Consider the following 25,339-nt stretch of genomic DNA (forward strand, 5'->3'; position numbering starts at 1 on the left):
ATGTGATGTCTCCCGTGGCCAGGCTCCCCTGCGGTTTCCGCAATTCCAGCGACCGCATGGTGATCGTGCGCTGTTGCGGGCCCAAGGAGTTTTATCTGGAGCGGGTGGTTTTCCCGTTCGAACTGCTCAGCTTCGAAGCTCCGTTGGGATCGGAGGTTGAAATCTGGACCCACGGCCTCGGCGGCCCGGAGTTGCTCGAGACCCTCGCCAGCAGCGAGCTGCTGGTGGAGGCGACCGACCGGGAGCCCTGCCTGAGCGGCGAGACGCATGGTTGAGGCCCCAGCGCCCATGGGAGACTGCCACTAGGTTGAGGCCTGCGTGATCAGCCCACGGCTGGTCAAGTCGAGCTTTACAGTTCTTAAACTTTCAGCAGGACCATGAAGCAGCGCTGGCGTCTGATCGCTCTCTGGATCCTGCCGATCGTCGTGGCCCTCTTCCTGGGCTGGCAAGTTCTCGGCAACGGAGCCGCATCTCGCTTCTCACCCCAGCCCGGCGGCACCAGCACCGCCGGGCCCCGCAACACCGCCGTGGCCCGCATGAGCTACGGACGCTTCCTCGACTACGTGGAGGCTGGCCGGGTCACCGCCGTGGACATCTACGACGGGGGCCGCAGCGCCGTGGTCGAAGCGGTCGACCCTGATCTCGACAATCGGGTTCAGCGCCTACGGGTTGACCTGCCGGGGCTGGCCCCCGAGCTGATCAACAACCTCAAGGAACGGGGCATCAGCTTCGACATCCATCCGCCTCGCACAGGCACGCCGGCCCTGGGGATCCTTGGCAACCTGCTGTTTCCGCTTCTGCTGATCGGCTCGTTGATTTTTCTGGCACGCCGCTCCTCCTCAATGCCGGGTGGACCCGGCCAGGCCATGCAGTTCGGCAAGACCAAGGCCCGTTTCGCCATGGAGGCCGAAACCGGCGTCAAGTTCGATGACGTGGCCGGTGTGGAAGAAGCCAAGGAAGACCTCGAAGAAGTGGTCACCTTTTTGAAGCAACCGGAACGGTTCACATCGGTGGGGGCAAAGATTCCCCGGGGCCTGTTGCTGGTCGGCCCGCCGGGAACCGGGAAAACCCTTCTGGCCAAGGCAATTGCCGGAGAAGCGGGCGTTCCGTTCTTCTCCCTGTCCGGCTCCGAGTTCGTCGAGATGTTCGTGGGCGTCGGGGCCTCCCGGGTCCGTGATCTCTTCAAAAGGGCCAAGGAGAACAGCCCCTGCCTGATCTTCATCGACGAAATTGACGCCGTCGGGCGTCAACGGGGTGCCGGCATCGGCGGCGGCAACGATGAACGGGAGCAGACCCTCAACCAGCTGCTCACCGAGATGGATGGTTTTGAGGGAAACACCGGCATCATCATCATCGCTGCCACGAACCGTGCCGATGTGCTCGATTCAGCCCTGTTGCGGCCCGGTCGATTCGATCGCCAGGTCTCGGTCGATCCCCCCGACATCAAGGGACGGCTCTCGATCCTCCACGTGCACGCCCGCAACAAAAAACTGGCCGAGAGTGTGTCACTCGAAGCGATCGCCCGCCGCACCCCTGGGTTCACTGGTGCCGATCTGGCCAACCTGCTCAACGAGGCCGCCATCCTCACCGCCCGACGCCGCAAGGAGGCCACCACCCCCGCCGAAATCGATGATGCCGTCGACCGGGTGATTGCCGGCATGGAGGGCAAGCCCCTCACCGATGGGCGCAGCAAGCGCCTGATCGCGTATCACGAAGTCGGCCATGCCCTGGTCGGCACCCTGGTCAAGCACCACGACCCCGTCCAGAAGGTCACCTTGATACCTCGGGGCCAGGCCCAGGGCCTCACTTGGTTCTCGCCGGATGAGGATCAGATGCTGGTCAGTCGTGTCCAGCTGCGCTCCCGGATCATGGGTGCCCTGGGCGGCCGGGCAGCCGAAGCCGTCGTGTTCGGCCATGCCGAGGTCACCACCGGTGCCGGCGGAGACATCCAGCAGGTGGCCGGCATGGCCCGCCAGATGGTCACCCGGTTCGGCATGAGCGAGCTGGGCCCAGTGTCCCTGGAAGGTGGTAGCCAGGAAGTGTTCCTGGGAAGGGACCTGATGACTCGCAGTGATGTCTCCGAGGCGATCTCGCGCCGCATCGACGAGCAGATCCGCGCCATCGTTGACAATTGTTATCGCGATACCGTGGAGCTTGTGGCCGGAAACCGTGCCTGCATGGACCGGCTCGTGGAGATGCTGATCGAGAGGGAGTCCCTCGATGGCGATGAGTTCCGCCGGGTGGTGGCCGAGTTCACCGAGATCCCGGACAAGGAACGGTTCTCTCCCCTGGTCGAATCTCACTGAACCCTCGACGAGCTGCTTGCAGCAGAGCAACCCTTAACCAAAACCTCTTCCCCTTGACCACTGGCTCCTTTAGATTGATTCCCTAACGCAACGTCGTCTTGAGCAATATCCAGTCCCCGATGGAGTCGTTCAGCCACTACCGGGGCGAAGACTGGTCCCCAGAGCGGGTGGCGTTTCACCAGAATCTCGAGCAGTTCGCCGAGCGGGTCGGCCTGATCGTTGGGCTCCAGGGCAACGGCAAGATCAGCCAGGACAACGCCTACGCCGAGATCCGCCAACTCTGGAATGAACTCAAGGGCAGCAAAAGCCATTTGCTCGATGCCAAACCCTCAGACTGAGAGCCTGCAGCTCAACGAGCGCACGGCTGCTTGAAAGTAAACCTCAATCCACAGGCCGGATCGGACGGCGCTCGATCACCTTGTCAATCAGGCCATAGGTGACGGCTTCGGCCGGAGACATGAAGAAATCACGGTCGGTGTCCTGCTGGATTCGCTCCAGGGGCTGACCGGTGCGTTCGGCGAGCTCGTGGTTGAGCTTGTCCTTGAGGAAGAGGATCTCATCGGCCTGGATGCGGATGTCGCTGGCCTGGCCGCGGGCGCCGCCCAGGGGCTGGTGAATCATGATCCGGGAATGGTGCAGGCTGCTGCGTTTGCCCTTGGCTCCGGCGGTGAGCAGGAAAGCGCCCATGCTGGCCGCCAAGCCCACGCAGACCGTCTGCACATCCGGCTTGATGTGCTGCATCGTGTCGAAGATGCCGAGGCCGTCGTAGACGGAGCCACCGGGTGAATTCACATAAAGAAAAATGTCTTTGTCGGGATCTTCCGCCTCCAGGAAAAGCAGCTGGGCCACCACCCGGTTTGCCGATTCCGAGGTGACGGGTTCGCCCAGGAAGATGATGCGCTCCCGCAGCAGACGGGAGTAGATGTCGAAGGCGCGTTCACCTCGGCCCGAATCCTCAATCACGATCGGGATCATCGGCAAACCATCAGCACTCGGACGATCCTACCGAGATGGGCTCAGGCTCCGGACCCCGGCCCATCCCGGGAATCGAATGAAACGGCCAGGAGGGGACGGCGCTATGGTCCAAGAACCATGAAAAACAAGTGTGGGCGCCAGTCTCACCGTCGCTGACAGCAAGCGCGCCTTCCACCACGCCTTTCCCTATGTGATCGGTCCGCTCTATCGGCGCCTGGTCGATGAGCTGCTGGTTGAGCTCCATCTGCTCAGCCACCAGAAGGGTTTCATCGGCGATCCGCTTTTCGCCGTGGGGCTCACCCAGGTGTTCGACAGTTTTGCCCGGGGCTACCGACCCGAACAGCAGCAGGAGCCCTTGTTCGTCGCCCTTTGTGCGTCCTCTGGCTTCGATGCGGCCAGAATTCGCGGCGAGCGGGATGCGGCGATCCAGAGCGTCGGCAATCACAGTCTGGAAGAGGTCAGGCACTGGCTGGAAGCGCAGGGCGATGGGGCTCCCGAACCGATCGCCAGCGTTCTCGCTGCGGTGAAGCGTGCTGATTTTCACTACTCCCGGCTGTTCGCCGTAGGCCTGCTCAGCCTCTTGCAGAAAGCCCAGGGTGCCGAGAGCCTGGAGCCCCAGGCGCTGCAGCAGGCTGCCCATGAGATCGGTGGCTCGATGGGCCTGCTCAAGGACAGGGTCGACAAGGACCTCAGCCTTTATGGCAGCAACCTCGAGAAGATGGCCCAGGCTGTCGAGCTGATGGAGGAAACCGTGGCCGCCGAACGGCGACGGCGCCAACGGCAGAAGGAGGAGGCCGAGGCCCGCAGTGAAGTCAATGCGGCGATGCCGGCATCCTCCGACCCGGCGTCCTCCCAACCTGCAGCCAGCGGCGAGGCCACCCCCGCCTCATCGGCGCCCACCACCAGCAGCTGAGGGCGGTCCCAGCTGCAACGACCCCCAGAGCCAAGACTGGGGAGCGGGCTCCAGCCCTTTCGCGCCTGCAGAGACACTCACCATCTCCAGCTGCCTGGCTCGGCGCACGACCGCCGGCAGGCCCGGGGGCAACAGGGCAGCGGCTGCCAGGGCGTCTGGGCGTGCCCTGAGCTGCAGGGACACCCCTGCTGGGGGACGGGCTGTGGAGGAGGCACCAGCGGCAGGGGGTGGCACAGGGCCGAGAAAGAACACCAGCTCGGCGGGCACCCCGGCCATGGGTTGCATCCAGCGCCACCCACCCACAACCGTGCCGTCGTCGCGCTGCCAGATGCTGGGCGGCGGAAGTGGGGAGCGGATCGATGGGGTGAACGGCGCCACGCTCTGCCGGATCAGGCCCTGCGCTTCAAGGGCCTTCTGCAGCGACGGCAGCCAGGCCTCCCAGGCCAGGCGTTGCTTGCCGACCACCAGCTGGAGTTCCAGGGAGGCCTGGAACGGTCCCGTGAGCAGCGGACGCAGGCGCAACTGGAAGGGGATGGTGGCCAGGCGATCGGCCAGGGCCGGTGTGAGTCCGTAGCGCTCCGCAAGGGGCTGGCGAATCAGCTGGCGGGTGAAGAGAGCCTGAAACAGCCGATCAAGCCGTTCCCCCTGCACATCGAGCAGCAGGGAGGGAGGCAAGGGGCGCCGTGATGCGGCGACGGGCCGCGACGGAGCGGAAGCCAGGCCGGAGGCCAAGGGCGGACCAACCCGGTCTTCACTGGCACTCGACTCCCCCTGCCAGAGCAGGTCGGGCCCATCGCTGCTGAGCTCCAGGCAGCCCTGTTGATAAGGCTGCAGCAGAGCCGAGAGGGCGCCGGCCAACTGGGAGAGGGCCGTCTTGCCCCAGGCGACCGACTGACCCCCTCGCAATCGCTCGACGCAACGCGCCTGCAGTCCCTGGGGTGTTCGGAGATTGCGGCGGAGGTCGTCCTTGAGCAGCTGGCGGGAGAGCGGATCGGGGGCGATCACCACCAGGTCATCGAGGCGCAGGCCGTTTGGTGGCAAGGGACCGGATGACCCAACACCAAAGGCCCTGGCCGGCAGCGCAAGAAAGGCTTCGGCGCCATCGTCATGGCGGCCCCAGAACTGCCACCAGTAGCTGCGCTGCCGCACCCAGAGCTGACCGGCCAAGTCTGGGCCGAGCCGCTGCTGCCAAAGCGTGGGGGGGGCGCGGCGCGGATCGGCGGCAAAACTCTGGATCAGGGCCGAGGCGGTCAACAACCGCTCCAGGCCAGCGGCGTTGGAGCGGGGGAAGCGGCGCAGCTGCAGGGCTGGCACCAGGATCAGCAGCGTCACCAGCGCACTGGTGACGGGCAGCACCGCCTGCCACGGAAGACCCTGCCGCCATTTCCACTTCCACCCAGGCAAGGAGAGGCTCATCGAGACTGCGATGTCACGGCAGGGAGCCCGGGGCCGGTGCTGCCCAGCCGAAACGAAGGTTCAGCGGCGCTTGATCGCGGCGCGGTCACGGCGACGGCGGTCACGCCATTCGATCGCCGAGAGGTAAACGACGCCTCCACTGACGAACACGAGCAGAGCGGAGGCCACCACAGCAAGGACTGAAGTGCCGCTGGTCAGGGTCTCTGACATGCGAACAGGATGGGGCGGCTGGATCAGAAATTGATGCTGCCGTCGCCGTTGCGGCCCCAGACGACCATGGCGATCGAGAAGCTGAACAGGGCCGCAAGGGAAGCCCAACCCAGGGTGATCAACATGCGGAGCCAGTTCAGCGTTCCCCATGAGCTTACCTAGGCTTGGAACGGCCCGACATCACCATGGCAACAGCCACCCCCACCCGCAGCAGCCCCGCAAGCGAAGCGGTGCGCCTGCGGCAGACCTACCCCCACTTCAAGGTGGTGGTGCTCGATGATGATGTGAACACCTTTCAGCACGTGGTCGAGTCCCTGGTGAAGGTGTTGCCGGGCATGGGTTCCGAACGGGCCTGGGAACTGGCCCATCAGATCGATGGGTCGGGCGCAGCCGTGGTGTGGTCTGGCCCCCAGGAACAGGCCGAGCTCTACCACCAGCAACTCGGCGGAGCCGGGCTCACCATGGCCCCCCTGGAGCGGGCCTGACCGGACTTGACTAGATTGGGTACAATTGGAGCAGAGGTATGGGCCGGGTGGTGATCACCCACAGCACCTACCTCGAGGGGTTGATCCCGGTGCTCAGGGCCCTCGCCACCCGGGAAGGAATCAATACGATCACGCCTGCGGTGATCTGCCGGGTGAAGGGGCGCAGCCCCCAACTCAGGTTGAAGATTTCCACGCCGATCACCGGAGGCTTCAAGGTGATGGCTCGCCGGGGCAGCTCCGCCCAGGAGGTGTTCGTGATCACCCGCTGGGAGAGGGAACATCTGCAGCGGGAACTGGACGGACTGGTGGGCTGATCAAGTAGCCGCGCTGAACAACATCCACGCCATTTCGTAAGAATGGGGGTGGGGAATGGGATCGAAAGGGGTGAACCGCCATGCCGTCTTGCCCCAGGTTTCGACCTGGATAAACCAGAGGAGAGATCAAAGCGGGGCTTCGTTTCCGGCAACGAGGCCGGTTTACGTCACCGTCGCGACAGACCTCCCACGTCGAAGAGGGAGTCAGATCAGAAAACTGTGAAAGGCAGTCACCAACACAGCAGTTCCCATTCACCTTAAGCCCTATTCCGGGGGAAGCGGCCAGAGCCGGCGTACCTCCCGCAGGCGCGAGCGGGCTTCGTCGAGCCGCCGCTGGGGGTCGGCCTCGGCCAGGGCGAGGGTGAGATGGCCCAGCTTGCGGCCGGGCAATGATTCCGCCTTGCCATACCAGTGCAACGTTGCACCCGGCAGGGCCCCGAGGGCTCGTCGCTGCTCCTCGTAGCCGTGGTCGGAGCTTCCATGGCCGAGCAGATTGACCATCAGGGCACCGGGCAGCTTCAGACCCGTCTCGCCGAGGGGCTGACCGCAGACGATCCTCACCTGCTGGGCGAACTGGCTGGTGTGAGCCGCCTCGATCGTGTAGTGGCCGGAGTTGTGGGTGCGGGGGGCAAGCTCATTGATCTGCAGCCCGGCGGGCCCGTAGAAAAACTCGATCGACAGCACGCCGGTGTAGTCGAGGGCGGTGAGCAGGGAGGCCGCCACGTTGCGGGCCCGGGCTTCCACCGCCTGGCTGACGGCGGCGGGGGCGAGCACCCAGTCGCAGATCCGGTGATGCTGGTGGGTCTGGACCAGGGGATAGCAGGCCACGGAGCCGTTGCTGTCGCGGCAGGCCACCAGGGCCAGCTCCTGCTCGAAAGTCACCAGCTCCTCTAGCAGCCAGCCGGCCGGATCCCCCCGGGCGATCAAGTCGATCAGCTCGTCCTGGTTGCGGATCACCAGGGTGCCTCTGCCGTCGTAGCCGCCGGTGGAGGCCTTGGCCATGAGCGGAAAGCTGAAGCCATCGGGCAGGCGGGGAGCCACAGCGGCGGATCCTGCTGCCCTGGAGGCTCGACTGGACAGCGAAGGAACCAGCAGCTCGTGGAGAGAAAGCCAGCGGGGCGAAGGCAGGTGGAGCCGCTCCAGCAATTCCCGCTGGGCGCGCTTCGAGACCAGGGGCCTCAGGGCGTCCAGTTTCGGCACGAACCGCACCCCTTCCGCCTCCAGGACCTTGAGGGCGTCAAGCTTCAGCCACTCGTTCTCGAAACTGATCGCATCGGTGCGCTGGGCGAGAACAGCGGTGGCGGCGAGGTCGTCGAGGGGAGCCTGCACCACGCTGGTGGCCAACCGGGTGGCCGGATCGTCCGCCAGGGGTGTCTGCACATGCAGCTCCACGTTGGACTGCCGGGCCGCCTCGGCCAGCATCAGGGCCAGCTGCCCGCCACCCACAATGCCGATCCTGCAGCCCATGACCCCCGTTCCACACCCCACGCCACCCGGAACGGTTGGCAATCGGAAAGTTTGGCATCCGCTCCGCCCCCCATCCCGCCACGGCGAGACCGTTCAGCTGAGGCCCCGCTCGCCGGCCGCCAGGAAGCGCACCAGGCTGAACAGCAGCACGATCAGGAACAGGGCCAGCCCCACCGTGCAGGCATAGCTGATGTCCAGCTCGGAGAAGGCCTGGTCATAGACGTAGTAGACGAGGGTTCGGGTGGACTCGGCCGGCCCGCCCTGGGTCATCAGGAACACCTCCTCGAACACCTTGGTGGCGGCGATCGCCGAAATCACCGCCACCAAGGTGAGGTAGGGGCGCAGCAGGGGAAGGGTGATGTCGAGGTGGCGGCGCCAGCCCTCGCTGCCATCGAGGGCCGCCGCCTCATAGAGCTCCGGAGCGATGCCCTGCAAGCCGGCCAGGAAGATCACCATGTAGTAGCCGAGGCCCTTCCAGAGGGTTACCAGCATCACGGCAGGCAAGGCCAGCAGCGGGCTGGTGAGAAAGCCGATCGGCAGGAAATCGGTACCCAGAAGGGTGGCCAACCAGCCGTTGATCAGGCCGTTCTCCGCATAGAGCCAGCGGAAGGCGATCGCCGCCACCACGATCGACACCAGCACCGGGGTGTAGAAAGCGGCGCGGAACCAGTGGATGCCGGGCAGGTTGCGGTTGACCAGCACGGCCAGGGTGAGGGAGCCCAGCACGATCGGGGGCACCACCCCCACCAGATACAGAACGGTGGTGCCCAGCACCTGGAAGAACATCGGGTCGGCCAGCAGCCGGCGGATGTTGGCCAACCCCACGAACCGCAAGGGCTCGCCCATGTCGAGGCCGGTTTCGGTGAAGCTGATCCCCAGGGCCATCAGGGCAGGCAGCAACACCGACAGGGCCAGCAACAGCAACGCCGGGGCAAGGAAGCCCCAGGCGCTGGCGTTGGCGCGTCGGGACTGTGCGATGGCGCCGCGGGCCTGTGGCGTCGGCTGGATCGGTGAGCTGGAAGCTGTAACCATGGGCCCATTGTGGCCGGCCCCATCCCCGGTTTCACACCCTGACCCGCCCCTGGACCGTGGCATCATCTGCGCTTAGCTCCGATCCGCTCGACCTGCTGCGTCAGGTGTTCGGCTACCCCAGCTTCCGCGGGCCCCAGGAGGCGATCGTGCGCCATGTGGTGGCAGGCGGCTCGGCCCTGGTGCTGATGCCGACCGGGGGCGGGAAATCACTCTGCTATCAGATCCCGGCCCTGTGCCGCTCCGGCACCGCCGTAGTGATCTCACCACTGATCGCCCTGATGCAGGACCAGGTGGAGGCCCTGCGCCAGGCCGGTGTCCAGGCCGCGGCGCTGCATTCCGGCCTGGAGGCGGCGGCGGCCAGTGCCACCTGGCGGCAGCTGCAGGCGGGAGGCCTCGATCTGCTCTACGTATCGCCGGAGCGGCTGATCGGTGGCCAGCTCCTCGACCAGCTGCCGGAGAGCGCCATCGCCCTGTTCGCCATCGACGAGGCCCACTGCGTCTCGCAGTGGGGCCACGACTTCAGGCCGGAGTATCTGCAGTTGGCGGTGCTGGCCGAGCGGTTCCCCTCCGTGCCGCGGCTGGCGCTGACCGCCACCGCCGACCCCCGCACCCGCGATGAAATCGTGGCGCGGCTGCGGCTCGAGCGGGGCCGGGTGTTCACTGCCAGCTTCGATCGACCCAACATCCGCTACCTGCTGCGGGCCAAGGACGACGCCCGCTCCCAGCTGCTGGCTTTCCTCGAGCCCCGCCGGGGGGAGGCGGGGATCGTCTACGCCCGCTCCCGGGCCCGGGTGGATCAGTTCGCCACGGCGCTGCGGGCGGCCGGCCACGATGCCTTGGGCTATCACGCCGGACTGGAGAGCGGACAACGCTCCACCGCCCTGGATCGGTTCCGGCGCGACAGCGGCGTGATCATGGTGGCCACCATTGCCTTCGGGATGGGCATCGACAAGCCCGATGTGCGCTTCGTGGCCCACGTAGACCTGCCCAAGAGCCTGGAGGCCTACTACCAGGAAACCGGCCGGGCCGGCCGAGACGGGCTGCCGGCGGTGGCCTGGATGGTGCATGGCCCAGGTGATGTCCCCCAGCTGCGCCGCTTCATCGATGACTCCAGTGCCGGACTCGACCAGAAACGGATCGAGCACGGCAAGCTCGAAGCCCTGCTTCGCTTCACCGAGTGCGGCGGCTGCCGCCGCCAGCTGTTGCTGGCCCACTTCGGAGAAGCGTTGCTGGAGCCCTGCGGCAACTGCGACCGCTGCCTTGAGCCCCAGCAGCTGGTGGACATGACCGTGCCGGCCCAGAAGGCGCTCTCGGCGGTGCACCGCACCGGCCATCGCTTTGGGGCCGTCCACCTGGTGGATGTGCTGCTGGGGGCCAACACGGAGAAGATCCGCGCCCTCGGGCACCAGGAGCTGAGCGTCTACGGCATCGGCGGCGAGCTCGATCAGGAGCAGTGGCGGGCCCTGTTCCGCCAGCTCAGCGGCCTGGGGCTGCTCGAGCCGGTGCCCGAGGGCCGCGGCGGGCTGCGGTGGGGCCCGGAAGCCGAAGTGCGAGCCGTGCTGCGGGGCGAGCGGGCCCTGGAGCTGCCGCTGCCGCCCCCGCGCCAGGAGCGGCGGCGCTCCGGAGCCCGCAGTGCCCAGGCCAGCCCAGCCGGCCTGGTTGCCGCCACGGCCGAATGGGGAGCGGCCGATCCCGTGTTGGTGGCAGCCCTCAAGGCCTGGCGCACCGAGCAGGCCCGCCAACAGGCGGTGCCGCCCTATGTGGTGTTCCACGACCGCACCCTGCTGGAGCTGGCCGCCCGCCGCCCCCGCTCCCTGGCGGAACTCTCGGGTGTGGGCGGAATCGGCGCCGCCAAGCTGGAGCGCTACGGCGAGGACCTGCTGGTGTTGCTGCAGGGCCCCGCCGGGTGATCGCGGCGGGCAGCGGCAGGGGTGTGAGCGCCTTTTTCGGCATCCCCGCCACCGCACCTACATCTGCGTTGCGGTTGTGGCGGCCAGGCTGTGGGGCTGGAACGGCAGCAGCGCTGGCTGAACCAACGGCAGAAACAGCTCGCCCTGGATCACTGCGGTGTCCGTGGCCACCAGACGCTTGGGGGGACGGGGCGGCGGGGCGGGCCAGGCCAGATCGGCAGCCCGGAACACCGCATAGGGAGAGGAAACAGGCATGATCCCATTGCCTAGGGTACGCCTGTACTAGCGCTGTTTCTGTTGGCTGTCAATGGCTGGCCTCGCCAGGCTGGGCCGTGTCCTTGAGCGCCAGGGCAGCCGCCTTAGCCTCAGGACACCGCTGCCCCACCCCATGACCGCTGCGTCCACCGCGATTCGCACCATCCGGGTGGAACTGAAATCCAATCCCTATGCGATCGTGATCGGTGCGGGCAGCCTGGCGCAGCTTGGCGAGCAGATCCAAGCCCAGACGATAAAGGTGGGCACCAAGGTTCTGGTGGTGACCAACCCGGTGGTCAACGCGCACTACGGCGCCACCGCCCTCGCCAGCCTGCAGGCGGCGGGCTTCGAGGCCAGCCTGCTGGTGATCGAAGCGGGCGAAGACCAGAAGACCCCCGCCAGTGTGGCGCTGATCCATGACGCCGCCTATGCGCGCCGGCTCGAGCGGGGCTCCCTGATCGTGGCCCTCGGCGGCGGTGTGGTGGGTGACATGGCCGGCTATGCCGCGGCCACCTGGTTGCGGGGTATCGCGGTGGTGCAGGTGCCCACCACCCTGCTGGCGATGGTGGATGCGGCGATCGGCGGCAAGACCGGTGTCAACCATCCCGGTGGCAAGAATTTGATCGGGGCGTTCCACCAGCCAAGCCTGGTGCTGATCGATCCCGCCACCCTCGCCACCCTGCCGGAGCGCGAGTTCCGGGCCGGCATGGCCGAGGTGATCAAGTACGGCGTGATCGGTGATGCGGAGCTGTTCGCTGACCTGGAGGCCGCCGCCGACCTCTCCAGCCTGGAGGCGGTGGGGCCGGCACTGCTGCCACGCCTGCTGGAGCGCTCTGCCGCCGCCAAGGCCAGGGTGGTGGCCGCCGATGAACGGGAAGGGGGCCTGCGGGCGATCCTCAACTACGGCCACACCCTCGGCCACGGCATCGAAACGCTCAGCGGCTACGGAACCTTCCTGCACGGCGAGGCGGTGGCGATGGGCATGCTGGCCGCCGGCGAGCTGGCCGTGGCGCTGGGCCTCTGGACCGCCGGGGAGCAGGCCCGGCAGCGGACCGTGGTCGCCAAAGCAGGACTCCCGCTCCAGCTGCCCCGCCTCGATCCAGAAGCGATGCTGCGCGCCCTGCAGAGCGACAAGAAGGTGAAAGATGGCCAGGTGCGCTTCGTGCTGCCCACCGCCATCGGGCGGGTGGTCATCCGCGACGACATCGGTGAGGAGCTGATCCGGGGGGTCCTGCCTGGTCCATGATCGGAGAGGATCGGCATGTCACGATGACGATGCCTTCGGGCAGGGGCTCTGGGTGGTGGTTCACCCAGAGCCTTTCCATCGAGCAACGGCTGATGCCCCAGGTCCTCCCGATCCGACGCGGCCAGCTGGTCGCGCCCCGGCTACTCACCAAGGCCTCGGCGGAGGCGGAGTCCGATGCGCCCCGGGAGCGGGAACCCTCTGGATTCGGTGCCAGGCCCCCGGCAGCCAAAGGAACCGGCAAGGGCCGCAAGCGCCGGGGAACCGGCCTTGCAGCGGCGGACCGCTCACCCCTGGGCAAGAGTCCAGATCTCGATGCCCTCAGGGCACGCCAGCAGCTGGGGCTGGCCCTGGCAGGGCGGTTGAGCCCCGCCGATGTGACCCGGGCCTGGAAACGGGCGGCGGCCGAACACCATCCCGACCGTGGTGGCCAGCACGGCACGATGCAGACGATCAATGTCGCCCGCGATGCGCTGCTTGGCCGGGGGGTAAGCTGAGCCGAGGCGGCTGGGTTCACACCCTGAGAACAAAGCCACCTCGGTGGTGAAAATCGGCGACGGGGGCGGGATGGGCCAGGGCCCAGTGGCTCAGGGCGCCCGCCCGCTCCTCGATCACAGCGGCAACCGCTACCTCCAGGGGTTGCCCAGCTGGGTTGATCAGTCCCAGATCCAGGCCGACAGTCAGCTCGATGGAGGTGGCGTTGCGCTTCGAGCTGAAGGCCAGGGAATCGCAAGCCGGCTCTGGTTCGAGATCTTGCCGGTAGTCGGTGAGACGATAAACATTCCAATCACCCGTGGGTGAAAGGTTGATCTCCCAGTAAGCAGGAGAGCCCGCCAGGGCGATGAAGGCCTCGAAGCAGGTGCTCTGCCAGAGATCATCGAGGCGGCGTGGTTGTTCGGCGGGGGCGGGCAGCACCAACGCCTCGATCGGGCCCTGAAGCTGATAGCAGATCTCCAGAGATCCTGTTCGTCGCCACACCTGGGTATCGAGGTTGAAGGCCCGCAGCCGATGTTCTGCCTCGAACGGCATCAGGGCGAGGCTGGAGCTTCTCATCGCATCGCCTCGATGATCGATCGGATCTCCGCTTCCTGGACCTCGATGCTTTCAGTGAGCTTGAACTGCACCAGGGCCCGATCGAGGTTGTGGCGTGGATGCTGGATCTTGAAGTAGTGGCTTCCGGCGAGATAATCGGTGAGGAAGCGCAGGCCAAGCTCGAAGGGAATCAGCCGGATGGCGGCGAAGAGATAGGCATAGTCGTGGCTGGTCAGGAAGCTGCTGGCCACGGCGCCGTATCCCTGCAGCACCGCTTCGCACAGCAGTGGATCGAACCGAACGGCCGGCCAGTCCGTGGTTTCTTCCCCCAGCCTGTTGCAACAGGAGCGCAGACAATCGCCAATATCGTAGTGAACAAGGCCCGGCTTAACCGTGTCGAGGTCCACCAGGGCGATGGCCTGGCCCGTGCTGGCATCGATCATCACGTTGTTGATCTTTGGATCGCCGTGAATCGGGCGGAGTGGCAGGATTCCCGCCGACTTGGCGTCCTCCAGCACCGACACGAACCCTTCGCGGGCACGCACGAAGGAGAGGCAATCCTCCAGCTCAGGACACGCATTCAGCCCAGGATTCAGTGGCATCTCAGGGTTCGCCAAAACCTGATGAAAGAGGCTCAGATAGGTGGGAGTGATGTGGAAGCCCACCAGAGTGTCGGCCAGGGCACCCACCGGCAGGTCACTGATCAAGGCGTGAAACATTCCAAGGCCGTGGCCCACTTCCCTGGCATGGGCGAGGCTCGACACCGTTTCGAAGCAGTGGGCACCTTCCAGGAAGCTGAGCAGCCGCCAGAAGCAGCCTTCGTCCTCCACCCAGTGCAGGCCTCCGCTGCGAGCCGGCACGACCCGTGGCACCTCCCAGCGGCGGTCGGCCAGGAAGGGACAACCATTGCGCAGCTGCAGCGCCACATGCTCACTGAAAAGCAGCAGGTTGCCCATGACCAGCTCGGGCTGGGGAAACACCCGAGTGTTGAGCCGCTGCAGCACATAGGCCGGCGCACCTTGGGCCTGCAGCGTGACGCGGTAGGTGTCGTTGACATTGCCGTTGCCCAAGGGTTCGATCGAGGCCACGGCCCCCCCGAGATCGAACTGGCCGGCGATCCGCTCGAGATCGTCCGGGAATTGCCATGGCTGCTGGGTTGTCAAGGTGGTGATCGGAAGGGGTGAAGCGGAGCTGGTTCCATCCTCCGCTCAGTCGTCGGCGGGGATCAACACCCGGGTGTGCAGGCTGTCGGTGCCGAGGTTGTTGGTGATCACCCAGACCTGCAGATCCCTGGCGACGAGATAAACACTGCGCAGCCGTCCCTGCTGCAGGTAAGCGGCCCGCACGTTGGCCCGGGCATCGCGGGCATCCACCTCGCCCCAGTCGCCCCTGCGGTGGCGGGCCACCAGCCGCTGAAGCGTTTCGGCGTCTACCCACTCCCGAACGCCGGGATCCACATCCACAGGGCCGATCACCAGACGCGCTGCCATCAAGCCAGCGTAAGGTCATCCCCGTACAGGACTCGATCCATTGCTCCGATGGGGCAGAAAACCGGACAAACCAGGGGCCGCAAGGGATTGGTCCTGGCGGGAGGGAGCGGCACCCGCCTCGCCCCGCTCACCACAGCCGTCAGCAAACAGCTGATGCCGGTGTACGACAAACCGATGATCTACTACCCGCTCTGCACCTTGATGCTGGCCGGGATTCGCGAGGTTCTGATCATCACCACTCCGGTGGATCGCGGGGCCTTCGAGCGATTGCTGGGAGACGGGCGCTCCTGGGGCATGGAGATCCAGTACGCCATTCAGCCCAGCCCGGATGGATTGGCGCAGTCCTTCCTGATCGGCGAAACGTTCTTGAACCAGGCTCCAGCTGCCCTGGTCCTGGGAGATAATCTTTTCCATGGCCATGATCTGGCTCTGCAACTGCAGGCCACCAGCGCCATCGAGAGGGGCGCCACCGTCTTCGCTTACAGCGTGAGCGATCCCCAGCGCTATGGGGTGGTGGAATTCACCCAGGACGGCAGGGTGTTGAGCCTCCAGGAAAAGCCAGCCAAGCCGAAATCCCGCTATGCGGTCACAGGGCTTTACTTCTATGACAACACCGTCGTGGAGCGGGCCAGGCAGGTGACCCCGTCCCCACGGGGCGAACTGGAAATCACCGACCTCAACCAACAGTTTCTCGATGAAGGGCTGCTTCGGGTGGAGCTAATGGGGCGCGGCATGGCCTGGCTGGACACCGGAACTCCGGATTCACTCCATGACGCCGCCAGTTACATCCGCACCCTGGAGCATCGTCAGGGACTGAAGGTGGGCTGCCCGGAGGAAGTGGCCTGGCGGCAGGGCTGGATTGGGGAGGACCAGCTGGAACGCCTGGCCCAGCCCCTCAAGAAAAGCGGCTATGGCCACTACCTGCTTCGCTTGCTGGCGGAGAAATCAGCTGGATTGATCGAACAATCCGCCCCAGTAGGGACAGCCTGATGAACGTTGAATCGTTCGCGATCGATGGGCCACTGCTGCTTACCCCGACGGTGCATCGTGATCAGCGCGGCTCCTTCTTTGAAAGCTGGAATGCCCGGACCTTTGCGGCCGCCCTAGGCGTCGGCGAAGCAGAGGCTCCGCTGTTTCTCCAGGACAACCAATCCCTCTCCCGCTGTGGCGTTCTGCGTGGGCTGCACTATCAACTTCCCCCGGTGCCTCAGGGTAAATTGGTGCGCTGCGTGGTGGGTGTGGTCTTCGATGTCGCCGTCGATATCCGACGCTCTTCGCCCACCTTCGGTCAATCCGTAGGGGTGCACCTGAGCGCCGCCAAGCACCGGATGCTGTGGGTGCCACCGGGCTTCGCCCACGGCTTCCTCGCCCTCAGCGATGGTGCCGAGGTCCTCTACAAGGTCACTGGCCTGTGGAGCCAGCGCTGCGAGCGCGCGATCCTGTGGAATGATCCAACCCTGGCGATTGCCTGGCCCCTGGAGGAGTCGGGTCTAGCGATGCCCTTGCTGGCCGCGAAGGATGCGGCCGCCTCCCCCTTCGCCGCAGCGGAGGTGTTCCCATGAAGGTTTTGGTCACCGGCAAGGATGGCCAGCTCGGCCAGGCCCTGCAGGCAGCGGCCCCCAAGGGCTGGGAGCTGCTCTTCACAGGGCGTGATCAGCTCGACCTTGCCGATCCGCAAGCTTGCCGGCGCCTGGTGGCTGCCCACGGTCCGGATTGGGTGATCAATGCCGGCGCCTTCACCGCGGTGGACAGAGCCGAGAGCGAACCTGAACGGGCCCACGCCGTCAACGAAGGTGCCCCCAGGGCCTTCGCCCAGGCCCTGGCTGAAACCGGCGGGCGCCTGCTCCAGCTCAGCACCGATTACGTCTTCAATGGCGCCCAGAGCCATCCCTATCAGCCCGAACAGACGATGGAGCCCTTGGGTGTGTATGGCCGAAGCAAAGCGGCGGCAGAAGGGGCGGTGATCGCTCTGCTGGGTCAGGATCGCGCCACGATCCTGCGCACGGGCTGGGTGTATGGGCCGGTCGGGAAGAATTTCTGCAGGACGATGCTGAACCTGCACCACCAGAAAGCAGCCAGGGGCCAGGTGCTGGGTGTCGTCGCTGACCAGGTGGGATGTCCGACGAGCACCCTCGGCCTGGCGGCCGCCTGCTGGGCGCTGGTTCGCAGGGGGATCGGTGGGTGCCATCACTGGAGTGACGCCGGTGCCGCCAGCTGGTACGACTTCGCCGTCGCGATCGGATCGCTGGGCACAGCGGCCGGCCTGCTGGAGAAAGCGGCTGACGTGAGACCACTCACCACCGCCGACTACCCCACGCCAGCGAAGCGACCGTTTTATTCGCTGCTGGACTGCACGGCCACCCGAGCGGCCCTCCAGTTGCCGCCCCTGCATTGGGGTGATGCCCTGGCCGATGTGCTGGCCCAGATCACGGCCCGGACCACCCCAGCACTTCACTCCTTCCGATGAGCCTCCCGCCCGCAGGATCGATCGACCTGCCGCACCTTCTGGCCGATCGCAGGCGGATCCTGGTCACCGGTGGCGCCGGTTTCATCGGCGGCGCGGTGGTGCGCCGACTCCTGCGCGACAGCAACGCCACTGTGTTCAACCTCGACAAGCTGGGCTACGCCAGCGACCTGACCAGCATCGAAGCGACGCTGGCAGAGCTGGGCCAGGCCGGATCAGACCGCCATCAACTGCTCCAGATCGACCTCGCCGAAGCCTCCGCCGTCGAGGACGCGCTCCGCCTGGCCGATCCCGATCTGGTCCTGCACTTGGCGGCGGAGAGCCATGTGGATCGCTCGATCGAGGGTCCGGGCGCTTTCATCGCCAGCAACATCAACGGCACTTTTCACCTGCTTCAGGCCGTGCGATCCCATTGGGAAGGCCTCCCCGGAGGACGGAAGGATCGGTTCCGCCTCCATCACATCAGCACCGATGAGGTGTTCGGTTCGCTCGGAGCGGAGGGGGCGTTCTCCGAGACCACCCCCTATGATCCCCGCTCGCCCTACTCCGCCAGCAAGGCCGCCAGTGATCACCTGGTGAAGGCCTGGCACCACACCTACGGCCTGCCGGTGGTGCTCACCAACTGCAGCAACAACTACGGGCCTTGGCAATTCCCAGAAAAACTGATTCCCGTGGTGATCCTCAAGGCGGCCGCCGGGGAGCCGATCCCCCTCTATGGCGATGGCGCCAACGTGCGTGACTGGCTCTACGTGGACGACCATGTTGAGGCCCTGTTGCTGGCCGCCACCGGCGGCCGACTGGGGGAGAGCTACGGCATCGGCGGCCATGGGGAACGCACCAACTACCAGGTGGTGAAGTCAATCTGCGCCCTGTTGGATGAGCTCCGGCCCGGCGGATCTCCCCACGCCCGCCTGATCACACCGGTGAGCGACCGGCCCGGCCATGACCGCCGCTACGCCATCGACCCCAGCAAGATCCAGCGGGAGCTGGGTTGGCAGCCGCTCCATCCGTTCCGGGACGGACTAAATGCAACGGTGCGGTGGACCCTTGCCCACATGGACTGGATCCTGCAGATCAAGGGCAGGGAAGGTATGCCCGGAACCTGAGCACACCGAGCTTCCGGCTGCGGAAAGCATCAGCCGGTGATTCCGGGCTGAAGTGTTCAAGCATCGCCTTACCATCAGCCGGCCGTTCCCTTGGCTGGCCTCGCCCCGGCGTTCTCCACCGATGATCCCCGAACCTTCCACAGCCCATCGGACCAGGCCTGGCCTGATTGCCCCCCATGGGGGCGTTCTGGTGGACCTCCAAGTCCCCGTCAGCCAGCACGAAACCGTCAAAGCCGGCGTCACACGGGCCGTGGAGTGCTCCGATCGCAATGCCTGCGATGTGGAGCTGCTCACGGTGGGGGGCTTCTCACCGCTGCGCGGTTTCATGCACGAAGCCGATTACCACGCCGTGGTGGAGGGGAACCGCACCAGCTCAGGCCTGTTGTTCGGACTGCCGATCGTGATGGACACCGACGACGCGAGCATCGCCGTCGGGGAGAGGGTGCTGCTGACCTACAGGGGCCAGGACCTAGCGGTGCTCACGGTGGAGAGCCGCTGGGAACCCGACAAGGTGCGGGAGGCGGCCGGCTGCTACGGCACCACGTCGATCGAGCATCCCGCCGTGCGGATGATCTGCTCGGAGCGGGGCCGTTTCTACCTCGGTGGCGCCCTACAGGGCCTGGAGTTGCCCAGCCGCGAGTTCCCCTGCAAAACTCCCGCCCTGGTCCGGGCCGACCTGCCGGACGATCAGGACGTGGTGGCCTTCCAATGCCGCAACCCGATTCACCGGGCCCACTACGAACTGTTCACCCGCGCCCTCCACGCCACCAACGTGAGCGAAGCAGCCGTAGTGCTGGTGCATCCCACCTGCGGGCCCACCCAGGAGGACGACATCGCCGGCACGGTTCGCTTCCAGACCTATGAGCGCCTGGCCGCCGAGGTGGCCAACCCGCGCATCCGCTGGGCCTACCTGCCTTACGCCATGCACATGGCGGGGCCCCGGGAGGCCCTGCAACACATGCTCATCCGCAAGAACTACGGCTGCACCCATTTCATCATCGGCCGCGACATGGCCGGCTGCAAATCGTCGCTGAGTGGTGACGACTTCTACGGGCCCTATGCGGCCCAGGATTTCGCCCGTGACCACGCCACCGAGCTGGGCATGGAAACGGTGCCCTCGCTCAACCTCGTCTACACCGAGGAGGAGGGGTACGTCACCGCTGAGCACGCCGAAGCCCGCGGCCTGCACATCCGCAAACTCAGCGGCACCCAGTTTCGCAAGATGCTGCGCGGCGGCGAGGACATCCCGGAATGGTTCGCCTTCCGCAGCGTAGTGGAGGTCTTGCGTGATGCCGGCTGATCTACTTCCCTCTGCCATCGTCCTGCCTTCCGGTATCAACCAGGAGGCACTTCTGATGGTCGTTCGTCAGCTGGCCTGGGAAGCGGCGGCGATCCTGCGGGCCTATGCCCGCGGCGACCAGCCTCCCTTCGGCTACCCGGCGGTGCTCTCCGTCGATGACGACCCCAAAGGCCCCGTCTCTGCCGCTGATCTGGCCGTCAACGATCACCTTTTGGCGGGCCTTGGCAACGCCTTTCCCACCGCCCCCTGGACCCTGTTGAGCGAGGAAACCGCCAGTCAGTGGGCCCAGGGGGAGCCGATCGACGCCGAATGGCTCTGGATTCTCGATCCGCTGGATGGCACCAAGGACTTTCTTCAGGGCACCGGCGAATACGCGGTTCATCTGGCCCTGATCCACCGCCAGCGGCCGGTGCTCGGTGCGGTGCTGCTGCCTGAGCTCGACCAGCTCTGGTTCGGACTGGTCGCAGCCTCCCAGGCCTGGTGCGAATCCCCTTCAGGGGATCTCCAGCCGGTGCGCTTCAGTCTTCGTCAGGACCTGCCCGAGCTGATCCCGGTCACCAGTCGCAGCCATCGGGACGAGCGCCTCGAACAGCTGACGGGCTCCCTGGGGGTGGCCCAGGGCCTTGCCAGGGGCAGCGTCGGCGGCAAGATCGGCGCCATCCTGCGGGGCGAAACCGATCTCTACATTTCGCTCTCGGGCCGCACCGCCCCGAAGGACTGGGACATGGCCGCCCCGGAGGCCGTTCTGCTGGCGGCGGGTGGAGCCTTCAGCCATGCCGATGGCCGCCCCTTGCTCTACAACACAGGCGACTCCCGTCAGGCCGGCTGCCTGATCGCCAGCCATGGCAAGGCACACCAGGCCCTCTGCCAGGCAGCTGCGGCCGCGATGGCACGCATCGATCCTTCCTTTCCCCTCTGATGACCGCCAACCCAACCGCCAACCCGTCTGCAGGCGCCACCAACATCGTCTGGCATCAGGCGTCGGTCACCCGTGCCGACCGGGCCCAGCAGCGGGGCCACCGCAGCGCCATCCTCTGGCTGACGGGCCTGTCCGGCAGCGGCAAGAGCACCCTGGCCAACGCCCTCAACGCCGAACTGTTTCGCCGCGGCCTGGCCACCTATGTGCTGGATGGCGACAACGTGCGCCACGGCCTCTGCCAGGACCTGGGTTTCTCCGATGCCGACCGGGAAGAGAACATCCGCCGCATCGGCGAAGTGGCCAAACTGTTTCTCGATGCCGGGGTGATCGTGATCACGGCGTTCGTGTCCCCGTTCCGCGCCGACCGCCGCAGGGCCCGCGCCCTGGTGGAGACGGATGATTTCATCGAAATCCATTGCGCCGCCGATCTGGATGTCTGCGAGCGCCGCGACCCCAAGGGGCTCTATGCCAAGGCCCGCGCCGGCCAGATCAAGGACTTCACCGGCATCTCCAGCCCCTACGAAGCCCCGGAAGCCGCCGAACTCGAAGTTCCTACGGGCAGGCAGAGCCTGGAGGAATCCGTGGCCCAGGTGATCACCTATTTGGAGGAGCACACGGTGGTCACCGCTGGCTCGACCCGTTCAGCTGGAGGCTGAGGTGTAGAAGCGCAGCGCAAAACCCCAGAACCAGCGGCTGATCAGCAGCGCCACCGCCGCCACCAGCAGGCTGGAGACCACCCACAGCGGCGAGGCCCGCCCCAGGATCGCCTCGGCCGGCACGGTGGTGAGGAAGGCCACCGGCAACACCACGGTGAAGAACAGGCGCAGGCCGGCGGGGTAGGCGCTCACCGGGTACCGGCCGGCCACCAGGGCGGAGCGCAGCACTTCGGTGGCGTTCCAGACCTTCACGAACCAGATGCTGGTGGCCGCCAGCACGAACCAGAGGCTGTAGAGGATCAGGGCGCTGGCGACCAGGAGCAGGGCGGCGGCGACCAGGTGGAGGGCATCGGGGCGGGCGCCGGCTCGGACGGCGGCCACCACCACCAGGACCGCCCCGGCGGCGAGGCCCGGCAGACCCCAGGGGGAGAAGGTGCGAGCCGAGAGCCAGAACTGGCTGTCGATCGGCTTGAGCAGCACGAAATCCAGGGTGCCAGTGCGCACATGGGTGACGATCGTGCTCAGGTTGGGCTGCAGCAGGGTGGTGGTGAGGCCATCCAGCAGGGTGTAGAGGCCGAGCACCACCAGGGCCGCGTCCCAGCTCCAGCCGCCGAGATCGTGGCCGTGGCCGTAGAAGAGCGAGAGGGTGAAGAGGCTGCCGGCCAGGTTGGCGCTCACCGCCAGCAGTTCGAGCACAAAATTGGCCTGATACTCAAGCTCCGCCGCCAGGGAGGCAGCCCAGAAGCGCCGCAGGGTGCGCAGGTAGCGCAACAGCTCTGGGGCGGGGCGCGCCATCAGGCCCCCATCGCCGAGTATCGGCGCAGTCCGGCCCGCCAGAGCAGGACGGCGATCGGCAGGAACAGCAGCCCCCAGGCAGCCAGCACCCCAAAGCCCCGGGCGACGGGCACGGTGCCGCCGCTGAGCAGCTGGGCCGGGAACCAGACCATCCAGGGAAAGGGGGTGTTGAGGGCGAAGGAGCGCATCGGCTCGGGGAAGGCCTCCAGGGGGGCCACCAGGCCGGAGAGGAAGAGGTAGGGGATCAGCAGCAGGCGCTCAAGGGCGGCGGCCCGCTCGCTCCAGAAGCAGAGCATGGTGAGGGCGCTCTGGATCACGAAGCGCACCAGGAAGGCCAGGTGGGTGGCCAGCAGCGCCAGCAGGAGCCCGGCCGGCGTGGGCCACCAGAGGGCCGCCGGATGCACCAGGGCCACCAGCGCCACGATCGCCAGCACGAAGGGCAGCCGGGTGGCCTGCTCCGAGACGTGGGCCGCCAGGTAGCGCCAGAAGGGGTTGAGCGGCTGCAGCAGGGCCGGTGAGAGGCGGCCCTGGAGGGCGTCCTCCTCGAAGGCGTGGATCACCCAGACGATCGTGAACTGGCGCACCACGAAAGCGGCCAGGAAGTAATGCACCAGCCGCTGGGGCGTAAAGCCCGGAATCGAGGCCACCCCGGTGCCGCTCCAGAGGCCGAGCATGATCAGGGGCAGCACCCCGGAGAGAGCCCAGAGCACGATCTCGGCCCGGAACTCGAGCATCAGGGCGTACTGGGAGGAGAGCAACACCCGGGCCAGACGGACGGCGTGGCGGAGGGAGCGGTCAGGGCCATGGTGCCGGCTCATCCCACGACTCCCTGCTGGAACAGGCGCCCGATCAACTCCTCGATCGGCGGTTCGCTCACCTCCAGATCCAGTACCGCAAACATGGCCAGCAGCCGAGCGACGGCCCCGGTGAGCTGCTCCTGGGGAATCAGCAGCCGCACCCTTCGGCCCTCCAGGGATTCGAGCGCCCCGAAGGGGGCGAATGCGGCGGCCGGCTGGGGTTCGGCCAGCTCCAGCCGCACCTCGCGACAGGGGGTGAGCCTCTCGGTGAGGGCATCGAGGCGGCCGTCGAAGAACAGGTGCCCCTGGTGGATCAGCAGCACCCGGGGACAGAGGGCGGTGATGTCGCCCATGTAGTGGCTGGTGAGCAGCACGGTGGTGCCGGTGCGGCGGTTGATGTCGGCCAGGAACCGGCGGACCCTGGCCTGGGCGTTCACATCCAGCCCCAGGGTGGGTTCATCCAGGAACAGCACGGCGGGGCGATGGAGCAGGGCCGCCAGCAGCTCCGCCTTCATGCGCTCGCCGAGGGAGAGCTTCCGCACGGGCCGGGTGAGCTCATCGCCGAGCTCGAGCATGTCCGCCAGCTCCTGGATGCGCCGGTGGGCCTCGGCGTCCTCGATGCCGTAGACGGCGGCATTGACCCGCAGCGAATCGAGCGGCGGCAGATCCCAGATCAGCTGCTGCTTCTGGCCCATCACCAGGGAGATCTGGCGCAGGAAGCGGCCCTGGCGCCGGAAAGGAACGCAGCCCGCCACCTCCACCGTTCCGGCGCTGGGGTGGATCAGGCCGCTGAGCATCTTGAGGGTGGTGGTCTTGCCGGCGCCATTGGGCCCCAGGAAGCCGACGATCTCGCCGGGCTCGATCGCGAAGCTCACCTCGCTCACCGCCGGCACGTCGCGGCTGCGGCGGGCGACAAAATGACGCAGGGTGCCCAGCAGTCCGGGCTGCTTGTCGGCGACCCGGTAGGTCTTGGAGAGGCCCTCGGCGCGAATGATCGGCATGGTCGAAAAGCTAGGGCTGGGCGCGGCCGCCCTGGACCGATCAGCGCGGTTGGCGCCGCTAGCGTCCACCAGGGTGAGACAGAAACCGCCGGATGCCACGCAACCCCTGGCGGCTGCCGATCCTGGTGCTGCTGACAGCCATCCTGACCCTGCTGGTCGCCATGGCCCTGCCCGCCCCCAGCCGTACCCAGCCGCTGCGTCCTGAATTGCGCGGCGTCTGGATGACGGCCAATGACATGCCCACCCTGCGGGATCGCCAGCGCCTCGGGCTGGCCCTCGATCAGCTCAGCCGGTTGGGCTTCAACACCATCTATCCGGTGGTGTGGAACAGCGGCACCACCTACTACCCGAGTGCGGCGATGGGGCGGCGGGGCTTCCAGTCGTTCACCTTCAAGGGGCTGCAGGGGCAGGATCTGCTCGCCGAGGTGATCGCCCAGGGCCATGCCAGGGGCCTGCGGGTGATCCCCTGGTTCGAGTTCGGCTTCATGGTGCCGCCCAGTTCGGAGATCGCCGCCCTGCATCCGGATTGGTTGTCACAACGACGCGATGGGGGCACCACCTCGATCAGCGCGGCCGGGGAGGTGGCCTGGCTCAATCCCTTCCACCCGGAGGTGCAGGCGTTTTTGAGCGAGCTGGTGCTGGAGGTCGTTGCGGGGTACGACGCCGATGGCATTCAGTTCGACGATCACCTGAGCCTGCCCAACGCCTTCGGCTACGACCCGACCACGGTGGCTCAGTACCGCAGGGAAGCAAAGAGACCTCCGCCGACCAATGCCGCCGACCCGGCCTGGGTGCAGTGGCGTGCCGACAGAATCACCACCGTCGTGGCAGGGCTGCGCCAGACGATTCGCAGCCGGAAACCCATGGTCCTGGTGTCGATTTCACCCAATTACCACGACTTCGCCTTCAAGCTTCAACTGCAGAACTGGCTGGCCTGGGTACGGCGGGGCCTGGTGGATGAGGTGGTGGTGCAGCTCTACCGCCCGGACATCGAGAGCTTCTCCGCCCAGCTGAACCGCCCTGAGTTCGATGAGAGCCGCGCCAAGGTGACAACGGCGATCGGGATCATGGCTGGCCAGCGCCAGGATCCGGTACCGATGGAGCGGGTCATCGCCCAGGCACGGGCGGCCCGGCAACGGGGGCTCGGGGTGGTGTTCTTCTCCTTCGAAACCCTCTGGGAGCACACCGCCGAACCCGAGGAGACGCGGTTGCAGGGGTTACGGGACGTTCTGGCCGGCTCTGTTGGTCCCTGA

Annotated in this window: 30 protein-coding genes and 1 other RNA gene; 17 read left to right on the plus strand and 14 right to left on the minus strand. The window is 66.6% G+C overall.

What is annotated here, in order from left to right; genetic code table 11:
- Nucleotides 1–14: 14 nt before the first annotated feature.
- The 3 genes from KBY66_RS08420 (at nucleotide 15) to KBY66_RS08430 (ending at nucleotide 2,644) form a co-directional block, all read left to right on the plus strand.
- Entirely contained in the window at nucleotides 15–275 is a 261-nt protein-coding gene (locus KBY66_RS08420; RefSeq protein WP_399225103.1) for a DUF1830 domain-containing protein, read from the plus strand.
- Between the two features lie 102 nt (nucleotides 276–377).
- A complete protein-coding gene (gene ftsH / locus KBY66_RS08425) occupies nucleotides 378–2,306 on the plus strand; it encodes an ATP-dependent zinc metalloprotease FtsH (RefSeq protein WP_255088859.1) in 1,929 nt (642 codons plus the stop codon).
- Between the two features lie 119 nt (nucleotides 2,307–2,425).
- Nucleotides 2,426–2,644: a hypothetical protein gene (locus tag KBY66_RS08430; RefSeq protein ID WP_255088936.1), complete on the plus strand. Its 219-nt coding sequence runs from the start codon at nucleotides 2,426–2,428 to the stop codon at nucleotides 2,642–2,644.
- A 43-nt stretch (nucleotides 2,645–2,687) separates the two neighbouring features.
- Here the strand turns inward: KBY66_RS08430 and clpP are convergent, their stop codons facing one another.
- Nucleotides 2,688–3,281, minus strand: coding sequence for an ATP-dependent Clp endopeptidase proteolytic subunit ClpP (clpP, locus tag KBY66_RS08435; protein ID WP_255088860.1), 594 nt, complete (start codon nucleotides 3,279–3,281; stop codon nucleotides 2,688–2,690).
- 130 nt (nucleotides 3,282–3,411) lie between these two features.
- Between clpP and psb29 the strand changes: the two genes are divergently transcribed.
- Complete coding sequence (psb29, locus tag KBY66_RS08440; RefSeq protein ID WP_255088861.1) at nucleotides 3,412–4,194, plus strand: photosystem II biogenesis protein Psp29; 783 nt, start codon at nucleotides 3,412–3,414, stop codon at nucleotides 4,192–4,194.
- On the opposite strand, the gene KBY66_RS08445 is transcribed toward psb29, so the two are convergent.
- From KBY66_RS08445 to petN, 3 genes are read right to left on the minus strand one after another with little or no spacing between them, the layout of a single operon-like run.
- Entirely contained in the window at nucleotides 4,168–5,610 is a 1,443-nt protein-coding gene (locus KBY66_RS08445; protein WP_255088862.1) for a hypothetical protein, read from the minus strand. The two genes, psb29 and KBY66_RS08445, sit on opposite strands and share 27 nt — an antisense overlap.
- Before the next feature lie 60 nt (nucleotides 5,611–5,670).
- Nucleotides 5,671–5,820 carry a hypothetical protein gene (locus tag KBY66_RS08450; RefSeq protein ID WP_255088863.1) on the minus strand — a complete coding sequence of 50 codons (150 nt, stop codon included), beginning with the start codon at nucleotides 5,818–5,820 and terminating at the stop codon, nucleotides 5,671–5,673.
- A 23-nt stretch (nucleotides 5,821–5,843) separates the two neighbouring features.
- Nucleotides 5,844–5,945 (minus strand): cytochrome b6-f complex subunit PetN, encoded by a 102-nt coding sequence (gene petN, locus KBY66_RS08455; protein ID WP_071801536.1) that lies wholly within the window; start codon nucleotides 5,943–5,945, stop codon nucleotides 5,844–5,846.
- A 60-nt stretch (nucleotides 5,946–6,005) separates the two neighbouring features.
- Between petN and clpS the strand changes: the two genes are divergently transcribed.
- Both clpS and KBY66_RS08465 read left to right on the plus strand, forming a co-directional pair.
- The gene (gene clpS, locus KBY66_RS08460; protein ID WP_255088937.1) at nucleotides 6,006–6,305 is read left to right on the plus strand and encodes an ATP-dependent Clp protease adapter ClpS; all 300 of its coding nucleotides are present in this window, start codon (nucleotides 6,006–6,008) and stop codon (nucleotides 6,303–6,305) included.
- A gap of 38 nt (nucleotides 6,306–6,343) precedes the next feature.
- Nucleotides 6,344–6,619: a DUF2103 domain-containing protein gene (locus KBY66_RS08465; RefSeq protein WP_255088864.1), complete on the plus strand. Its 276-nt coding sequence runs from the start codon at nucleotides 6,344–6,346 to the stop codon at nucleotides 6,617–6,619.
- A gap of 68 nt (nucleotides 6,620–6,687) precedes the next feature.
- Here the strand turns inward: KBY66_RS08465 and ssrS are convergent.
- The 3 genes from ssrS to KBY66_RS08480 all read right to left on the minus strand — a co-directional run bounded on the left by ssrS (nucleotide 6,688) and on the right by KBY66_RS08480 (nucleotide 9,118).
- A non-coding RNA gene (gene ssrS / locus KBY66_RS08470) (6S RNA) lies at nucleotides 6,688–6,870 on the minus strand.
- Between the two features lie 13 nt (nucleotides 6,871–6,883).
- Entirely contained in the window at nucleotides 6,884–8,086 is a 1,203-nt protein-coding gene (locus KBY66_RS08475) for a 5-(carboxyamino)imidazole ribonucleotide synthase (RefSeq protein ID WP_255088865.1), read from the minus strand.
- Between the two features lie 93 nt (nucleotides 8,087–8,179).
- A complete protein-coding gene (locus KBY66_RS08480) occupies nucleotides 8,180–9,118 on the minus strand; it encodes a carbohydrate ABC transporter permease (RefSeq protein ID WP_255088866.1) in 939 nt (312 codons plus the stop codon).
- A 56-nt stretch (nucleotides 9,119–9,174) separates the two neighbouring features.
- On the opposite strand from KBY66_RS08480, the gene recQ reads away from it, so the two are divergent.
- Nucleotides 9,175–11,028 (plus strand): DNA helicase RecQ, encoded by a 1,854-nt coding sequence (recQ, locus tag KBY66_RS08485; RefSeq protein WP_255088867.1) that lies wholly within the window; start codon nucleotides 9,175–9,177, stop codon nucleotides 11,026–11,028.
- A 57-nt stretch (nucleotides 11,029–11,085) separates the two neighbouring features.
- On the opposite strand, the gene KBY66_RS08490 is transcribed toward recQ, so the two are convergent.
- Complete coding sequence (locus KBY66_RS08490) at nucleotides 11,086–11,283, minus strand: hypothetical protein (RefSeq protein ID WP_255088868.1); 198 nt, start codon at nucleotides 11,281–11,283, stop codon at nucleotides 11,086–11,088.
- Nucleotides 11,284–11,416: 133 nt separating this feature from the next.
- On the opposite strand from KBY66_RS08490, the gene aroB reads away from it, so the two are divergent.
- Entirely contained in the window at nucleotides 11,417–12,529 is a 1,113-nt protein-coding gene (gene aroB / locus KBY66_RS08495; protein WP_255088869.1) for a 3-dehydroquinate synthase, read from the plus strand.
- Between the two features lie 92 nt (nucleotides 12,530–12,621).
- Nucleotides 12,622–13,023, plus strand: coding sequence for a molecular chaperone DnaJ (locus KBY66_RS08500; RefSeq protein WP_255088870.1), 402 nt, complete (start codon nucleotides 12,622–12,624; stop codon nucleotides 13,021–13,023).
- A 16-nt stretch (nucleotides 13,024–13,039) separates the two neighbouring features.
- Here the strand turns inward: KBY66_RS08500 and KBY66_RS08505 are convergent, their stop codons facing one another.
- The 3 genes from KBY66_RS08505 to KBY66_RS08515 are packed head-to-tail and all read right to left on the minus strand — an operon-like array spanning nucleotide 13,040 to nucleotide 15,048.
- Nucleotides 13,040–13,579, minus strand: coding sequence for a DOMON-like domain-containing protein (locus tag KBY66_RS08505; protein ID WP_255088871.1), 540 nt, complete (start codon nucleotides 13,577–13,579; stop codon nucleotides 13,040–13,042).
- Complete coding sequence (locus KBY66_RS08510; RefSeq protein WP_255088872.1) at nucleotides 13,576–14,721, minus strand: phosphotransferase enzyme family protein; 1,146 nt, start codon at nucleotides 14,719–14,721, stop codon at nucleotides 13,576–13,578. Before KBY66_RS08510 ends, KBY66_RS08505 begins: the two co-directional genes overlap by 4 nt.
- Before the next feature lie 45 nt (nucleotides 14,722–14,766).
- Nucleotides 14,767–15,048, minus strand: coding sequence for a hypothetical protein (locus KBY66_RS08515; RefSeq protein ID WP_255088873.1), 282 nt, complete (start codon nucleotides 15,046–15,048; stop codon nucleotides 14,767–14,769).
- Nucleotides 15,049–15,096: 48 nt separating this feature from the next.
- On the opposite strand from KBY66_RS08515, the gene rfbA reads away from it, so the two are divergent.
- From rfbA to cysC, 7 genes are all read left to right on the plus strand, one after another.
- Entirely contained in the window at nucleotides 15,097–16,038 is a 942-nt protein-coding gene (gene rfbA, locus KBY66_RS08520) for a glucose-1-phosphate thymidylyltransferase RfbA (protein ID WP_255088874.1), read from the plus strand.
- Nucleotides 16,038–16,610 carry a dTDP-4-dehydrorhamnose 3,5-epimerase gene (rfbC, locus tag KBY66_RS08525; RefSeq protein ID WP_255088875.1) on the plus strand — a complete coding sequence of 191 codons (573 nt, stop codon included), beginning with the start codon at nucleotides 16,038–16,040 and terminating at the stop codon, nucleotides 16,608–16,610. Before rfbA ends, rfbC begins: the two co-directional genes overlap by 1 nt.
- Nucleotides 16,607–17,515 carry a dTDP-4-dehydrorhamnose reductase gene (gene rfbD, locus KBY66_RS08530; RefSeq protein WP_255088876.1) on the plus strand — a complete coding sequence of 303 codons (909 nt, stop codon included), beginning with the start codon at nucleotides 16,607–16,609 and terminating at the stop codon, nucleotides 17,513–17,515. The genes rfbC and rfbD overlap by 4 nt, the downstream gene beginning before the upstream one ends.
- On the plus strand, nucleotides 17,512–18,618 hold the full coding sequence (gene rfbB / locus KBY66_RS08535) for a dTDP-glucose 4,6-dehydratase (RefSeq protein WP_255088877.1): 1,107 nt from the start codon (nucleotides 17,512–17,514) through the stop codon (nucleotides 18,616–18,618). The genes rfbD and rfbB overlap by 4 nt, the downstream gene beginning before the upstream one ends.
- 121 nt (nucleotides 18,619–18,739) lie before the next feature.
- Nucleotides 18,740–19,918 (plus strand): sulfate adenylyltransferase, encoded by a 1,179-nt coding sequence (gene sat / locus KBY66_RS08540; protein WP_255088878.1) that lies wholly within the window; start codon nucleotides 18,740–18,742, stop codon nucleotides 19,916–19,918.
- A gap of 55 nt (nucleotides 19,919–19,973) precedes the next feature.
- Nucleotides 19,974–20,837, plus strand: coding sequence for a 3'(2'),5'-bisphosphate nucleotidase CysQ (locus tag KBY66_RS08545; protein WP_255088879.1), 864 nt, complete (start codon nucleotides 19,974–19,976; stop codon nucleotides 20,835–20,837).
- A complete protein-coding gene (gene cysC, locus KBY66_RS08550; protein WP_255088880.1) occupies nucleotides 20,837–21,493 on the plus strand; it encodes an adenylyl-sulfate kinase in 657 nt (218 codons plus the stop codon). The genes KBY66_RS08545 and cysC overlap by 1 nt, the downstream gene beginning before the upstream one ends.
- Here cysC and KBY66_RS08555 read toward each other — a convergent pair.
- The 3 genes from KBY66_RS08555 to KBY66_RS08565 are packed head-to-tail and all read right to left on the minus strand — an operon-like array spanning nucleotide 21,479 to nucleotide 24,080.
- The gene (locus KBY66_RS08555) at nucleotides 21,479–22,267 is read right to left on the minus strand and encodes an ABC transporter permease (RefSeq protein WP_255088938.1); all 789 of its coding nucleotides are present in this window, start codon (nucleotides 22,265–22,267) and stop codon (nucleotides 21,479–21,481) included. The genes cysC and KBY66_RS08555 overlap by 15 nt on opposite strands.
- Before the next feature lie 20 nt (nucleotides 22,268–22,287).
- Nucleotides 22,288–23,106 (minus strand): ABC transporter permease, encoded by an 819-nt coding sequence (locus KBY66_RS08560; protein WP_255088881.1) that lies wholly within the window; start codon nucleotides 23,104–23,106, stop codon nucleotides 22,288–22,290.
- Nucleotides 23,103–24,080, minus strand: coding sequence for an ATP-binding cassette domain-containing protein (locus KBY66_RS08565; protein ID WP_255088939.1), 978 nt, complete (start codon nucleotides 24,078–24,080; stop codon nucleotides 23,103–23,105). Before KBY66_RS08565 ends, KBY66_RS08560 begins: the two co-directional genes overlap by 4 nt.
- 98 nt (nucleotides 24,081–24,178) lie before the next feature.
- Between KBY66_RS08565 and KBY66_RS08570 the strand changes: the two genes are divergently transcribed.
- Complete coding sequence (locus KBY66_RS08570; RefSeq protein WP_255088882.1) at nucleotides 24,179–25,339, plus strand: glycoside hydrolase family 10 protein; 1,161 nt, start codon at nucleotides 24,179–24,181, stop codon at nucleotides 25,337–25,339.

The sequence above is a fragment of the Synechococcus sp. Tobar12-5m-g genome (assembly GCF_024345415.1).
GTDB lineage: Bacteria > Cyanobacteriota > Cyanobacteriia > PCC-6307 > Cyanobiaceae > Regnicoccus.